This window comes from Mycobacterium sp., from assembly GCF_032159565.1.
Lineage (GTDB): Bacteria > Actinomycetota > Actinomycetes > Mycobacteriales > Mycobacteriaceae > Mycobacterium.
In genome coordinates, this window is the sequence record NZ_JAVHWR010000169.1 from 36537 (window position 1) to 51261 (window position 14725).

Annotated in this window: 14 protein-coding genes; 8 read left to right on the forward strand and 6 right to left on the reverse strand. The window is 65.5% G+C overall.

Going from position 1 to position 14725, the window contains the following annotated elements:
* The first annotated feature begins 4 nt into the window (after positions 1–4).
* Genes QOC76_RS22615 through QOC76_RS22650 form a run of 8 tightly spaced genes read left to right on the forward strand, consistent with a single transcriptional unit; the run spans position 5 to position 7838 of the window.
* Positions 5–520, forward strand: coding sequence for an aromatic-ring-hydroxylating dioxygenase subunit beta (locus QOC76_RS22615; protein ID WP_526360584.1), 516 nt, complete (start codon positions 5–7; stop codon positions 518–520).
* Between the two features lie 2 nt (positions 521–522).
* Positions 523–2058 carry a class I adenylate-forming enzyme family protein gene (locus tag QOC76_RS22620; protein WP_526360586.1) on the forward strand — a complete coding sequence of 512 codons (1536 nt, stop codon included), beginning with the start codon at positions 523–525 and terminating at the stop codon, positions 2056–2058.
* Positions 2051–2836, forward strand: coding sequence for an enoyl-CoA hydratase/isomerase family protein (locus tag QOC76_RS22625; RefSeq protein WP_526360588.1), 786 nt, complete (start codon positions 2051–2053; stop codon positions 2834–2836). The genes QOC76_RS22620 and QOC76_RS22625 overlap by 8 nt, the downstream gene beginning before the upstream one ends.
* A 9-nt stretch (positions 2837–2845) precedes the next feature.
* Entirely contained in the window at positions 2846–4336 is a 1491-nt protein-coding gene (locus QOC76_RS22630; RefSeq protein ID WP_526360590.1) for an aldehyde dehydrogenase, read from the forward strand.
* 42 nt (positions 4337–4378) lie between these two features.
* Positions 4379–4969, forward strand: a complete 591-nt coding sequence (locus tag QOC76_RS22635; protein WP_526360636.1) for a flavin reductase family protein — start codon at positions 4379–4381, stop codon at positions 4967–4969.
* 1 nt (position 4970) lies between these two features.
* Positions 4971–6149: an acyl-CoA dehydrogenase family protein gene (locus tag QOC76_RS22640; protein WP_526360592.1), complete on the forward strand. Its 1179-nt coding sequence runs from the start codon at positions 4971–4973 to the stop codon at positions 6147–6149.
* Positions 6150–6161: 12 nt separating this feature from the next.
* The gene (locus tag QOC76_RS22645) at positions 6162–7073 is read left to right on the forward strand and encodes an LLM class F420-dependent oxidoreductase (RefSeq protein ID WP_526360594.1); all 912 of its coding nucleotides are present in this window, start codon (positions 6162–6164) and stop codon (positions 7071–7073) included.
* A gap of 18 nt (positions 7074–7091) precedes the next feature.
* Positions 7092–7838 (forward strand): alpha/beta fold hydrolase, encoded by a 747-nt coding sequence (locus tag QOC76_RS22650; RefSeq protein WP_526360596.1) that lies wholly within the window; start codon positions 7092–7094, stop codon positions 7836–7838.
* Here QOC76_RS22650 and QOC76_RS22655 read toward each other — a convergent pair.
* From QOC76_RS22655 to QOC76_RS22680, 6 genes are all read right to left on the reverse strand, one after another.
* The gene (locus tag QOC76_RS22655) at positions 7835–9265 is read right to left on the reverse strand and encodes a class I adenylate-forming enzyme family protein (protein ID WP_526360598.1); all 1431 of its coding nucleotides are present in this window, start codon (positions 9263–9265) and stop codon (positions 7835–7837) included. The two genes, QOC76_RS22650 and QOC76_RS22655, sit on opposite strands and share 4 nt — an antisense overlap.
* A gap of 10 nt (positions 9266–9275) precedes the next feature.
* Positions 9276–10505 (reverse strand): CaiB/BaiF CoA transferase family protein, encoded by a 1230-nt coding sequence (locus QOC76_RS22660; RefSeq protein WP_526360600.1) that lies wholly within the window; start codon positions 10503–10505, stop codon positions 9276–9278.
* 14 nt (positions 10506–10519) lie between these two features.
* Positions 10520–11275 (reverse strand): enoyl-CoA hydratase/isomerase family protein, encoded by a 756-nt coding sequence (locus QOC76_RS22665; protein WP_526360638.1) that lies wholly within the window; start codon positions 11273–11275, stop codon positions 10520–10522.
* A 129-nt stretch (positions 11276–11404) separates the two neighbouring features.
* Positions 11405–12547: an acyl-CoA dehydrogenase family protein gene (locus QOC76_RS22670; RefSeq protein ID WP_526360602.1), complete on the reverse strand. Its 1143-nt coding sequence runs from the start codon at positions 12545–12547 to the stop codon at positions 11405–11407.
* A gap of 9 nt (positions 12548–12556) precedes the next feature.
* Entirely contained in the window at positions 12557–13852 is a 1296-nt protein-coding gene (locus QOC76_RS22675) for an FAS1-like dehydratase domain-containing protein (protein WP_526360604.1), read from the reverse strand.
* An 11-nt stretch (positions 13853–13863) separates the two neighbouring features.
* Complete coding sequence (locus QOC76_RS22680; protein WP_526360606.1) at positions 13864–14721, reverse strand: mycofactocin-coupled SDR family oxidoreductase; 858 nt, start codon at positions 14719–14721, stop codon at positions 13864–13866.
* Between the last annotated feature and the right edge of the window lie 4 nt (positions 14722–14725).

Sequence of the window (14725 nt, forward strand, 5' to 3'; positions counted from 1 at the left end):
GGCGATGACCGTCACGACTCAACCTGAGTCCACACCTGTGTTACGGCCGCTACCGGATGCCGACGTCTTGTCGTTTCTGTATCTGGAATCCCGGCTGGCCGACGAGGGCCGCTACTCGGAATGGGAATCGTTGTGGGCCGACGATGACGAGAACGTTCTGTACCGCATTCCCATGCACCCCGACGATGATGCACGAACGACGCTGGCCTACATCAACGACAACCGCAGGCGAATCAAAAGCCGGGTGGCACAGCTGAACACCGGCAACCGGCATTCCCAGACACCGCCGTCGGTGATGCGCAGACTGCTGTCCAACAGCGAGGTCGTCGAGCAGATCGACGACACCGTGACGGTGGAGTCGAACTTCGCCCTGTTCGAATACCGGGTACGCCAGCGGTTCTGGGCGGGCCGGGTCGTCCACACCCTTCGGCGGTCACCGAACGGCCTCCGACTGGTCCGCAAGATCGTTCATCTGATCGATGCAGCCGGCCCGATCGACACCTTGGCGTTTCTCATCTGATGATGCTCATTTCAGACATCTCGACCAACAACGCTCGCCGCTATCCCGGCAAGCGGGCGCTCGTCGACGCAGGCCGGACCCGTACCTGGTCGCAGGTCGACGAGCGGTCGAAGCGGCTCGCAAACCATCTCGCAGGCACCGCGCTGGTACCCGGGGACCGGGTGATGGTGATCGCGCGCAACTGCATTGAATGGCCGGAGATCTCGTTCGGGCTGGCGAAGGCAGGCCTCATTGCGGTGCCGGTCAATATCCGCCTCGCGCCCGAAGAGGTTGCGCACGTGCGCGACGACTCGGGAGCCCGCGCGGCGATCATCCACGCCGACCAGTACCAGAGTTTCGCCGCTGAAGTCGACGGACTGGCGGTCAAGCTGACGATCGGTACAGAGTACGAATCCGTCCTCTCGACGGCCGAACCCGTCGCCCCGCCGGTTGCGGTCACCCCCGATGACATCGCGGTCGTCCTCTACACCAGCGGCACCACCGGCCGGGCCAAGGGCGTCATGCACACCCATCGCGGCCTGCTCTACCAGGCAGCGGACACCAACCTCGTGACCGAGGCCGACCGGTCCGACGTGATGCTGGCCACCACGCCGTTCTTCACCGCGGGCGGCATGGTCCGCACGGTCTCCTGGCTATACCTGGGCCAGACAATGGTGATTCACCAGCGTTTCGATCCGCACGCGGTGATAGACGAGATCGAGCGCAGTTCAATCACTTTCACCACGTTCATTCCCACGATGCTGCATCGGGTGCTGGCCATCCTGGAGAACGGCCCGCACCGCGACATGTCCAGCCTGCGCCGCATCTCCTACGGATCGGCGCCGGTGCCCCCCGGCCTGGCCCGCAAGGCGATGGATCTGCTCGGCTGTGATTTGCAGCAGCGATACGGTCTCACCGAATGCGGCGGGCAGGCCACCATCCTGACTCCACAGGATCACCGCGACATCGTTGCAGGCAAGACATCGATCGCCACGTCATGCGGCAAGGAGACCCCGATGTGCCGCATCACCGTGGTGGACGGCAACGGAAACGACGTACCCTGCGGCGAGGTCGGCGAGATCGTCATCGTCAGCCCCGCCAACGCGGTCGGCTACTGGAACCGTCCGACCCAGACCGCGGCGACGTTCCGGCCGGACGGGCTGCTCACCGGCGACCTGGGATACCTGGACGATGAGAACTATCTTCACATCACGGGCCGCAAGACCGACATGATCATCTCCGGCGGTTTCAACGTCTACCCCGCCGAGATCGAGCGGGTCATCGCGCAGAACACAGGCGTGGACCTGGTCGCGGTCGTCGGGGTGCCGGATCCCGAGTGGGGCGAGACTCCCGTCGCCGTTGTCATCCCGAAGTCCCACGTCAACGATCGTGCCGCGCTGACCGCCGAACTCACGGCGTTGTGCAGGGCCGAGTTGGCCGGTTACAAGCAGCCGCGCCGATTCGAATATCGCGACGAGTTCCCGCTGGGACCTGCGGGGAAGATCCTCAAACGCGAGATAGCTAACCAGGTTACACATGTAGGATCGGCCCGTGACTGACCTGGAGAACCTGCGCACAATCGATTTCGCCGTAAGCGAGCACGTCGCGACGGTGGCACTGAATAGGCCGGAGAAGCTGAACAGCTTTACCGAAGAGATGGCCGACGAGCTTTCCGCGGTGTGGGCAAAGGTCCGCGACGATGACGACATCCGGGTCGCCGTGCTGCGCGCGAACGGCGACCGAGCCTTCTGCACCGGGATTGACGTGTCCGAAGGAACCTGGTGGACACACAAGCCGATCTTCAACCAGGAAGACCCAGGCGAGCTGCTGGGGCCGAAAGCGCACCGGGTATGGAAGCCGGTGATCGCGGCGCTGCACGGCATCGTGGCCGGCGGGGCGATGTACTTCGTCAACGAATGCGATTTCGCCATCTGTAGCGAGACGGCAACCTTTTTCGATCCGCACGCCAATGCCGGCATCGTCTCCGCCCTGGAACCGATGGGCATGCTCGCGCTCGGTGTGCCCTACGGCGAGGTGATGCGGTGGGCGCTGCTCGGCAGTGAGGAACGGATTTCCGCGCAGACAGCTCTGCGGATAGGCATCGTGACCGAGGTCGTTCCCGACGATCAATTGCGTTCGCGAGCAACCGAATTGGCGTGCGAGATCGCCGCACGGCGGCCCCTGAGCGTTCAGGGCACCGTCCGCGCCATGTGGGAGGCCCGCGACCTGGCACCGAGCACCGCTGCGCGGCACGGCAAGTTCTACACAGATCTGGGCAATCCGGGCGCAGGCCGGACCGATTCCCGCGCCAACAAGAAGAAGCCGCGGACTCGATGAGGAGATCGCATGACTGACACCGTTACCCAGCGACTGGTCGAGTTCGAACTGCTCATCGGCGGTGAACCGACGGCCGCGGCCTCGGGCGCCACCTACGACAGCGTCGACCCGTACACCGGACGGCCTTGGGCCCGCGTCCCCGACGGCGCGGTGGCCGACGTCGATCGAGCGGTTGCTGCCGCGCGGTCCGCGCTGAACGGGCCATGGGCTCAGCTCACAGCGACCGATCGCGGCAAGCTGCTGTGGCGGCTCGGCGAGATCATCGCGCGTGAAGCGGAGAATCTGGCCGACCTCGAAGTCCGTGACGGCGGCAAGCTCGTCCGCGAGATGGTCGGTCAGATGCGGTCCCTGCCGGACTACTACTTCTATTACGCGGGGCTGGCCGACAAACTGCAGGGCGAGGTGCTGCCCACAGACAAGCCGAACTACTTCGTCTACACCCGGCATGAGCCGGTCGGCGTGGTGGGGGCGATCACGCCGTGGAACTCGCCGCTTCTGCTGTTGACCTGGAAGCTCGCCGCGGGCCTCGCTGCCGGTTGCACCTTTGTGGTCAAGCCGAGCGACCACACACCGACGTCGACACTCGCCTTCGCAAAGTTGTTCGCCGAGGCGGGTTTCCCGCCGGGCGTGATCAACGTCGTCACCGGATGGGGACCGGAAACGGGAGCAGCACTGGCCTCGCATCCCGACGTGGACAAGGTCGCGTTCACGGGTTCCACAGCGACCGGGATCTCGGTCGGCAAGGCCGCAATCGAGAATATGACCCGCTTCTCGCTGGAACTCGGTGGTAAGTCGGCGCAGGTGGTATTCGCTGACGCCGATCTCGACGCGGCGGCCAACGGCGTGATCGCCGGGGTGTTCGCGGCTACCGGCCAGACGTGCCTTGCCGGCTCACGACTTCTGGTGCACGAGAGCGTCGCCGACGCATTGGTGGAACGCATCGTTACCAGGGCGGCGACGATCAAGCTAGGCGATCCCAAGGACCCCTCAACCGAGATGGGACCGGTGTCGAACCAGCCTCAATACGAAAAGGTGTTGTCACACTTCGCATCCGCGCGCGAACAGGGGGCGACGGTGGCCTACGGGGGCGAACCCGCCGGTGAGCTCGGCGGGTTCTTCGTCAAGCCAACGGTGCTGACTGACGTGGATCCGTCGATGCGGGCGGTGGCCGAGGAGATCTTCGGTCCGGTGCTGGCGGTCATGACGTTCAGCGACGAAGACGAGGCCATCGCCGCGGCGAACGCCACCGAATTCGGCCTTGCGGGATCGGTGTGGACAAAGGACGTCCACCGCGCGCACCGCGTCGCGGCGAAATTGAAGGCCGGAACTGTATGGGTCAACGCTTATCGCGTTGTGGCGCCGCACGTTCCGTTCGGCGGCATGGGGCACAGCGGCATCGGCCGGGAGAACGGCATCGACGCCGTCAAGGACTTCACCGAGACCAAAGCGGTGTGGGTGGAGCTCTCAGGGGCAACCCGGGACCCCTTCACGCTCGGATAACAACAGGAGGAACCGATGACCACCGCGGACGCGAGGAGCAATATGACCATCGACCACGAGGCAGCCAATGCCGTCCTCGCCGGATTGAGACCCTTCCCCGTCGCCGTCACCACCATCGACGACGGCTTCGCCAACGGTCTGATGTCGTTGTCGGCGGGCGCGGCGAGCATCGTTCCGGAGCTGCCCCGCGCCACCGTCAGCCTGACGAAATACAACCGCACGCATGACATGCTGATCGACTCGGGCATTTTCGTGATGCACATGCTGTCCGCGGATCCTGGCGAGGTAGACAAGTCGTTGGAGATCCTGATGACCCTCGGTGGCAGCAGCGGTCGTGACGGCGACAAGATGTCGCGGTTGCGCACCAAGGCTGGCGTCACGGGGGCACCGGTACTCCTCGATGCGCACAGCTACGTCGAATGCCGCGTCACCGGCTCGCTGGACAATGACGAAAACACCATCTTCGTCGGCGATGTGGTGGCCGCCGAGGTGTTCAGCTCCGGACAGCGGCTGCGGATCGGCGAGGCGTGGGGCAAGCTGCCGCACGAATGGATCGAGCGGTATGAGGCCAACCACGAGCCGCAGTTGCAGAGCGCGCGGGATCTGCGGGCGGCCGCGACGTCGCGCGTCTGACATGCCCGCGCCTGCCGGCGAAACCGGTGCATGGGAGCTGCCAGATGAGTTGGTGATGCTGCGGGACACCGTGCGGCGCTTCATGGATGCTCACGTGCACCCGATCGAGGAGAAACTCGACCACGACGCGATCGGGCTGCCGCGCGAGCGCCTGGTCGAACTGCAGGACAAGGCCCGTGCGCTCGGACTGTGGTCGCTCCAGACACCCGAGAGGCACGGCGGCGCCGGGCTCAGCGTACTCGGGCAGGTGGTCGTCGCCGAGGAGGCCGCGAAATGCCGTATGGGAGCCTTCTTTCCGGCGCTCGGCGCATTCGGCGGCAATCCACCGAACATCATGTTCAAGGCGTCACCCGAGCAGTTCGAGAGGTATGCCCGGCCCATCATCGATGGCACCATGTCGAAGGCATACACCGCGATCACCGAGGCCTCGGGCGGATCGGACCCCGCGCGTGCGATTCAGCTCAGCGCAACTCGCGACGGTGGAACCTACGTGCTCGACGGCTCCAAGATGTGGATCTCACACGCGCCCGATGCCGACTGGGGTGTCGTCTACGCGCGCACCGGTGAAGGCCGGACCGGTGTGTCGGCATTCATCCTCGAAAAGAACACGCCGGGTGTGATATTCAGCCGCATCGGCGTCATGGCGTCGTTCGCTCCTTACGAGTTGCACTTCGACAATGTCCGGATTCCCGAGGAACAGCTGATCGGCGAGGAGGGGCAGGGCCTCAGCCTGGCCAGCGATTTCCTGGTGCATGGCCGAATCATCTACGCAGCGGGGCCGATCGGCATCGCGCAGTCCGCACTGGACATGGCGTGCGCGTGGGCGCAGGACCGTGACGTGTTCGGCGGCAAGCTTGCCGACAAACAGGGCATCCAATGGATGCTGGTCGACAGCGAAGTGGAGCTGCGTGCGGCCCGGCTACTGATGTATCAGGCGGCCTGGAATGCCGACCTGAATCGGGACGTCCGCGTCGACGCGTCGGTGGCCAAGATGTTCGGCACCGAAGCCGCGTATAAGGTGCTTGACCGGTGCATCCAGATCCACGGCGCGCTCGGGCTTTCCGACGAGTTGCCGCTGGAGCGCTGGTTCCGCGACCTGAGGGTGAAGCGGCTCGGCGAAGGGGCCACCGAAGTCCAGCGCGAAGTGATCGCCAGGTCGTTGTTGAAACAGGCACAGTGAGATAGGAGTGCGATGCACTACAACTTGATGTTCCCGATGCGCGCAGTCAAGCACTGGAATGACTGGTGCGAGGGCGCCTCGATCGGTGACGTCGCGAAACTGGTCGAAGAGGCCGGTTTTGACGGATTCTCGATGTCGGAACACCCTTATCCCGACAAGGGCTGGCTGGCCAACGGTGGCCACCACGCGTTCGACCCGTTCGTGTCCCTGAGCTTCGCCGCGGCCGCGACGACGCGCATTCAGGTGATGACCTACATTTTGGTCTCGGGTTACCGCAATCCGTATCTGACCGCCAAGGCGGCCGCCAGCCTTGATCTGCTGTCGGGCGGACGCTTCACGTTGGGCACCGGCGCGGGCTATCTCAAGTCCGAGTTCGAGGCGCTGGGCGCCGACTTCGGTCGCCGCGGCGCGTTACTCGACGAGGCGATCGAGGCGTGGCGGGCGACATGGGCCTGTCGCGACCACGACGGACCGGCTTTCGGAGTGCAAGGCCACGTCGCCTTGCCCCCTCCACCGACCGAGGGCGGGCCGCCGATCTGGATCGGCGGGAACAGTAACGCCGCGCAGCGCCGGATCGTCGAAGTGGCCGACGGCTGGATGCCGATGGCCGCGTCCGGTGAGATGGCGGCGATCACGCGCGCGCGACCGCTGGAAGACATTGCCACACTGGCCGACTGGATCGCCGGCATCAACAAGCGGCGCGCGGAGTTCGGTCGTTGCGCCGCCGACGTATCGTTTGTCCCGTTCGAGGCCGAACTGCTGACGAGCGGTGACAGCAAGGCCTTCTGCTCCGCGGTGACGCCTCAACTTGACGCGTACGCCGAAGCAGGCGTCACCTGGATCACGATCGAGCCTGCCAGCAGGAGCCTCACCGACTTCCGCGCCGACATCGACATGCTGGCATCCCAACTCGTGCACCGCTGACCGGAAGGATTCGCCGACATGGCACTGCCCGACCTCGTCCTGGTCCACGGCGGCGAGCACGCGGGTGATTGCTGGGAACCGACCCTTGTCGAATTGCGCAGCCAGGCTCCGGAATTGCGGACGCTCGCGATGGATCTTCCCGGCCACGGCGCCAAGGCGGGGAACCTCGCCACCGTCACCATTGGGGAGTGGGTGAATTCGGTCGTCGCGGACATCGAGGAGGCCGGCCTCGGCGACATCGTGATCGTCGGCCATTCGATGGCCGGTGTGACGGTGCCGGGTGTCGTCACCAAACTCGGCTCGGCCCGGGTGCGAGAGATGATTCTGGCGACCGCGTTCGTGCCGCCGCAGGGCGCAGCCATTGTGGACACTCTTGACGGGCCGCTGGCCTGGTTCGCCCGGCGCTACGCGAAGATCGGCAAGCCAAGGGAGGTGCCGAAGTTCGCCGCACGCTACGCGTTCTGCAATGGTATGACCAGACAACAACGACGGTTCACGTTGTCGCGGCTCTACCCGGAATCGGCGCGTGTTCCCGCCGAAGCCGTCGATCGCAGCGGCCTGCCCACCGACGTGCCCAGGACCTGGATCTTGACGACTCGCGATCGGGCACTTTCGGTTTCCTCGCAGCGGGACAGCATCGAGGCGCTTGGCGGCGTCGAAACCATCATTCCCGTCGACGCGTGCCATGAGGTGATGATCAGTCATCCAGAAGTGTTGGCACGCATTCTGATCGAGCGGTGCCGGCGATGGGAGCACCCGGGTTAGCCTCCCGCCCGATCGTGCATCTGCCGCAACGCCATCCGGTTCAGCTTGCCTGCGCTGTTGCGCGGCAACCGATCGAGCAGCGACCAGGTGGCAGGCACCTTGAACCCCGACAGCCGCGCGCGTGTGAAGGACCGGAGATCATTCTCGTCGGGAGGGTCATGTCGGTCGACGGGGACGATGTACGCCGCCAGGGTCTCGCCCAGCCGGGTATCGGCCACGCCGATCACCGCCGCCGCCGCGACGCGGGGATGTGAACACAGCACGTTCTCGACTTCCACCGGGTAGATGTTTTCACCCCCGCGGACCACCATGTCGTGTTGTCGCCCGACGAGCCGCAGATAGCCGTCGGCATCGATGACGCCGAGGTCGCCGGTGTGTAGCCAGCCATCCAAACCGCAGACCGACAAATGCGATGCCGCCGCGAGCACCTCTCCGGTTCCGGTTTCGTCCGGACTGTCGATGGCAAGGCGCAATCCGGGAACAGCGCGCCCGACCGTACCCAGCAGGTGGGGCGCGCCTTCCACCGCGCGCCGATGGTCATCTGGGCCGAGGCTGGTGATCGGACTGCCTTCGGTCTGACCGAACAGGCTGACGACTCGCACGCCAGGGAGGGTGTGAAGTACCCGGCTCAGGGTGTACTCGGTGATCGGCGAGGCGCCGTAGATCAGGCTGCGCAGCGGAACGGCATCGAGGAGTCCGTCCTGCAGCAACATTTCGATCATGCTCGGCACCAAAAGGCAGTGAGTCGCGCCGAACTCACGAAGGCTGCGCCACCAGGCAGCGGAGAAATGAGTGGTGGGCAGGATGGCCGCGCCGGCGCCCAGTGCCGCGAGGACGTTCCCCAGACCGCCGATGTGATGTATCGGCGAGCCGGTCGCGTAGCGGTCCCCGGCCCCGAACCCGACCAGTTCGGTGAGCACCTCACCGCGCGCGACCAGAACGGAAGGGGTGAAAGCCACCGGCTTCGGCGCACCGGTCGTGCCCGCCGTGTGCAGATGGAACGCCACCTCGCAGTTCCCATCCAGTCGGCCGACGGAGGAGGGCAGCGATCCGAGCGACACGACGCGGACGTTGGCCAGTTCGGCAGCGGCACGCGCGGTTTCAGCGAAGGCGGGCTCCGTCAACAGCACCCTGGCGTCGGTTGCGAACAGGACGGCGGCCAGTTCGGCCGGGGTGAGCCTCGGGCCGAGCGGCGCAAGCGGCCGATTTGCGGCCGCCCCGCCAAGAAGGAGCGCCAGGGCATCGGCGTTGACAGTGAGCAAGGCGGGCACTGCCCGGCACGGTCGAGATTCGAGTGTGGTGAGTAACTCCGCGGCATAGACCGCCTTGCCGATCAGGGCGCGTCCGCTGACCGGTCCTGTCGCATCGAATACCGCAGGCCAATCATTGCCGCAATGAACGGCGTCGATATGCGCCAACCACGTCATCGGGGCGGTGTCAGGTGATCGCGCCGTCGAACTTGAGGTCGAGTAGTTCGTCCTCGCCGATGCCCAGTTCACGAAGCACATCGTCGGTGTGTTCGGCGAACTGCGGGGCGCGGGTCAGGTTCGGCGACGCGTCGTCGAACTTCACCGGGTTCGCCACCAGTTTCTGCGCGTTGCCCTGCGCGTCAACGAGGTTGGCGATGCGACCGTTGGCGATCAGCGACTCGTCGTTCGCGACGTCCCAGGCATCCTGCACGGGCGCCCACTGGCCGCCCGACTGGTTGAGAAGTGCCTTGCACTCATCGAAGTTACGAGAACCGATGGCGTCGGCGACCAAGGCCGTGGCCTCGTCGGCATTGGCCGCCAGCGACTCCAGCGATTTGAACCGGTCGTCCGCCGCCGCCTCGTCGAACCCGAAGAGACGGCAGAACTCCGGCCAATAACGGGCCGGCTGCAACATCGACAACTGGACGAACCGGCCGTCGGCGCACTGGTAGGCCCCCGTCAACGGGTTGCCGGGCGCCTGCGTCCGGCGGTCGGTCTTCGGCAGTGGGCAGCCGTACTGCATTGCGAGGTTCACGCTGAACTGCGTCGTCCATGCGCCGACCGCAAGCAGTGACACGTCGATGACCGAGGGTTCGCCCGTCGTGCGCCGTCCGTACAGCGCCGCCGCTACCGCGCCGGCGATGGTGATGCCGCCGATGTTGTCCCCGAAGCCCCCCGCAGGCATGTTCGCCGGCTCTCGGGCGTCGGCCGGTGTGACGCCGTCGGAGCTACCGCCACGGGCCCAGAACGCCGTCGCGTCGTAGGCACCCGTGTCCCGGTCGGGTCCCGCGCTCCCGTAGCCGCTGCCTGCGACGTAGATGATGTCCGGATTGATGCGACGGACGTCGGCGACATCGATTCGGAGCTTCGCCCGAATGTGTGGAAGATGGCTGGTGAGAAACACATCGCTACGCTTGACGAGTTCGCAGAAGGCCCGCCGCGACTGGTTCAACGCAAGCGAAAGACCGATGCTGCGCTTGCCCCGGTTGGGCGCCTCGACGACCGGGGCAAACGACGTGCGCTCGTGCATGGCGGGTCGCCCGTCGACGGCGACCAATCCACGTTGCGCGTCTCCGGTGACCGGATTCTCGATCTTGATGACGTCGGCGCCCCAATCGGCGAGCACGGCGCCGGCCGAAGGAACGAAGGTGAACTGCGCGACCTCGAGGACGCGCACACCGGTCATCGGCTTCTGCATGCGAACCTCCTTCCTCAATCACCCTTGAAGTCCGGCCGACGACGCTCGCGGAACGCGACGGTGCCCCGACGAAAGTCACTGGTCTTCGCCAGTCTCTGTTGGCCGTCGGCCTCGATCGCCTGCACCGACTCGAGTTCGGACAACGTCGCGGCCGCCAACGCGCGCTTGATCCACCGGTACGACTGCGTCGGCCCGACGGCCACGTCGCGCGACACCTCGGTCACCTCGGTTTCGAAGGCTGCGTCATCGACCACGTGCGAGACCATCCCCCACTCGAATGCCGTTGACGCCGAGATCTTTTCGGCGGTCAGCGCCATGCGCGCGGCCCGGGCACGCCCGATCGCGGCAGGCAGCAGTGCCGACGTGCCGCCATCGGGCATCAGGCCAACCCGGCTGAATGCGAGTTGGAAGAACGCCGAACGGGCCACCACCACAAGGTCGCAGGCCAGCGCGAGCGGACAGCCGAACCCGACAGCAGGGCCGTGCACGCCGGCGACAACGGGCTTCGGCAATGCGGTGATCACCCGGATCACCTCGTTGGCCGCCTCAACGGCGCCCCTGGTTTCGGCGCCGGACAGATCGCCGCCCGAACAGAACGCGCGCCCGGCTCCTGTCAGCAGCACGGCACGAACCGATTCGTCGGCCCCCGCGTCGGCCAGCCGGGCCACAAGCTCGATGAGCATCGGGGTGTCGACAGCGTTGAGCTTGTCGGGGCGATCCAGCAGGACCCGCAGGACGCCGTCGTCGCGACTGGTCGAGATGCCGTTCACCACGGCCGGGTCACAGACCACGCCGCGGGCCGGTCATAGGCCACACCGGCGGGGCGGTCATAGGCCACACCGGCGGGGCGGTCATAGGCCACACCGGCGGGCCGGTCATAGGCCACACCGGCGGGCCGGTCATAGGCCGAGGTCGCGGCCGATGATGTCCTTCATGATCTCGGTCGTGCCACCGAAGATGGTCATGATGCGGTTGTCCATGTAATCGCGGGTCACCCGGTACTCCGTCATATAGCCGTAGCCGCCGTGCAACTGCACGCACCCGTCGATCACCTTCTTGGCGGTCTCTGTGCACCACCACTTGGCCTTCGACGCCTCGACCGCCGTCAGCTCGCCGTCGACCACAGCTTGTAGGCAACGGTCGATGTACTGCTCACCGATCTCGAGTTCGGTATCCATCTCGGCCAGTAGGAAGCGGTTGTGCTGGAAGCTACCGATCGGTTGACCAAAGGCCTTGCGGTCCTTGGCATACTGCAATGTCTGGCGCCAGGTCTCGCGCGCGCCTGCAATCGCGGAGATTGCGATGGACAGCCGCTCCGAGGGCAGGTTGTGCATCAGGTGATAGAAGCCGCGCCCCTCTTTGCCCAGCAGGTTGGCAGAGGGCACCCGAACGTTGTCGAAGTTGAGCTCAGCGGTGTCCTGGTAGTGCAGCCCCATCTTCTCGAGCTTGCGGCCACGCGTGAAACCCTCCATACCGTCTTCGACCACGAGCAGGGTAAAGCCCTTGTGGCCCGCGTCGGGGTCGGTGCGGCACACCACCACGACCAGGTCGCAGTTGATTCCGGAGGAAATGAATGTCTTGGCGCCGTTGATGATCCAGTCGTCGCCGTCGCGCACCGCCGAGGTGCGTATCCCGGCCAGATCGCTGCCCGCGCCGGGTTCCGTCATGGCGACGGCGACGATCAGCTCGCCGCTGGTGATGCCCGGCAGCCAACGCTGCTTCTGCTCGTCGTTGGACAACGACGAGAAGTACGGGCCTACGACGTCGTTTTGCAGGCTGAGCGACGGCGCCGGTCCGCCGTAGCGGGCGATCTCCTCGTCGATCACGGCGTTGAATCGAAAGTCCTCGACGCCCCCGCCGCCGTACTCCTCGGGCATGTTGAACCCGATCAAACCGTGCTTACCCGCGGCGATGTACGCAGACCGGTCGACCAGCCGGTCGGCCTCCCATTTCTCGGCGTTCGGAACGAGCTCCTGCTCGATGAACTGCCGCACCGTCTCGCGGAATGCCTCGTGGTCGGCCTCCAGGACCAGTCGCCTCATTGGTTCCTCTCATTCTCCATGCAAGCGGCGCATCTCCTCGCCGACCTTGCCTGACATCCGCGAGACGGCCTGCGCCCCACGCCTTCTCAGGTCAACATCGGGCACGGGCAGAACTACCGCACCGGTTTCCGTGGACGGCAACAAGACCTTTGCGCTGCCCTTGGTGGTTGCCTCGTCGCGCTGGCTGGTTGCGAATACGTCGATCGACACCGTCTCCCCCGGTCCCTGGCCCTTCTCCGTGACGGTGCCGGTGCAGCGGTGAATGTCGCCGTGATAGTTGAACCCCCGCATCTGCAGGTCCATCTCGGCCAGCCAGCCGTCGTCGCCGATCCAGTTCGTCAGTAGATGGCTCACCCAGGCAGCGCGCATCTGCCCATAGTCGTAGGGCGCCGGAATACCCAGTGCCTGAGCGCGGTTGGGATCCCAGTGCAGTCGCTGCACCACGTCGGGCACCCCATACTCGTCGGGTTGATAGAACGCGGGCATCCGCTTGCGCAGCTGGTGGGCGAACTTCAGCGGGCCGACGCCGTAGCCGCCCCAGCCCCAACCCATGTGCATGCTGATGATGTCCACCACCGTCAGCGGCCCCTTCATCACCATCGGCAGCTCGTCACCGACGTTGACGTCCTCCCACCACCGCGGTTCGGCGCCGCGCCGCTCCTCGGCCTCGTAGGCGGCCTCGATCTCGGCGAAGGCCTCCTCAGTCCAGTGCTGGCGTTCAATGCCTGCCAGCTTGCCGGACTTCTTCGAACCCTGCCGCTCGGCGTTGATGTACGACTCGTCGCGGGTGGCGATCGGGTTGCCGTCGGCGTCGATGTAAAGAAACCGGTAGGTCTCCTTGACCGAGCGGCCACCGGAGAATCGGCTCTCCTTGACCTCGACAGCCAGTGTGTAGCACTCCATCAACACCGGCCGCCCGGCGTAGACGGGTTGATACCACGTCCATTTCACGCCGGAGTAGTACTTCCCGGTGCCGCGGAAGAGGCCGCGGAACAGCTTCTTGCGTTCCGGATCGGTGAACTTCGGCGTCTGATCCAGCCCCGTGGTGATCGGGAAGGTCGGCGGCGCGATCTGGCCGTGCCAGCGGGTCGCGCGGCCGTACTCCGGATCGTGGAACAACGGGTTGTCGTCGCCGCATCCGAACGCGAAATGCGTGATGGCGTCGGCGCTCGGCAACTTGTTCCATGCCTCGTCACGCTGGTTCACCGCAATACCGATCTGCGCCTCGGCGCGTTCGATGTCCTCGTCGGTGATACGGCCTTCGACGGCTGCGGTCTCGGCGCCTGCGGCTTCGGTGGTGGTCATCTTGAATCCTCCTAGAACTTCAGCATGCTTCCGGCATCGACCAGAAACGGCAGCCCGGTGACGTAGCGCGATTCGTCGGATGCGAGAAAGCAGACGACGTTCGACACGTCCTGCGGTTCGATGTAGGGAATCGGCATCGCCTGCATCAACGGGAAACTGAGTGCGGCGTCCTCTGCGGTGGGATTCTCCAGATCCGGCCGGAACACCCGATACATCGGATCGCTCTGCAGCATCGGGGTATTCACATTGGTCGGGTGAATGGCGTTGGCGCGGATTGACATCGGCGCAAGCTGCAGGGCCAGAGCCTTGGTGTACTGGCCGACGAACGACTTGGCAAGGTTGTATCCCATTCCGCCCGGGCCCTGCGGGCCGACACCGGAACTGGCCGCCTGCTGGGCGGCGATGAGGCCTGCCGTCGATCCGGTCGTGATGACGGACGCGCCGCTCTTCAAGTACGGCAGCGCGGCATGCACAGTGTTGACCACGCCGATGAAGTCGACGTCGAACGCGTCGGCGAACGCGCCGATCGGCAGGTCGGTGCCCAACGGACAGATACCCGCGTTGGCCACCACAACGTCGAGCCGGCCGCCGAGCTCGGCTACCGCATTCGCCAATTCACGTTCCAGCGCAGCCCGGTCACGGACATCGACCTCCGCGGTGATCGCCCGCCTGCCGGTCTTCTCGACCTCGAGCCCGGCTTCTTGCAGGTCATGTGGCGTGGCCAGCGGATACTTGTTGTTCTCGATGTCGTGGCAGATGTCGAACAGGATGATGTCGGCACCCTCTTCGGCCAGTTTCACCGCGTGGCTGCGGCCCTGACCGCGGGCACCGCCGGTCACCAGAACGACTTTGTCCTGCACGCGTCCCATCACG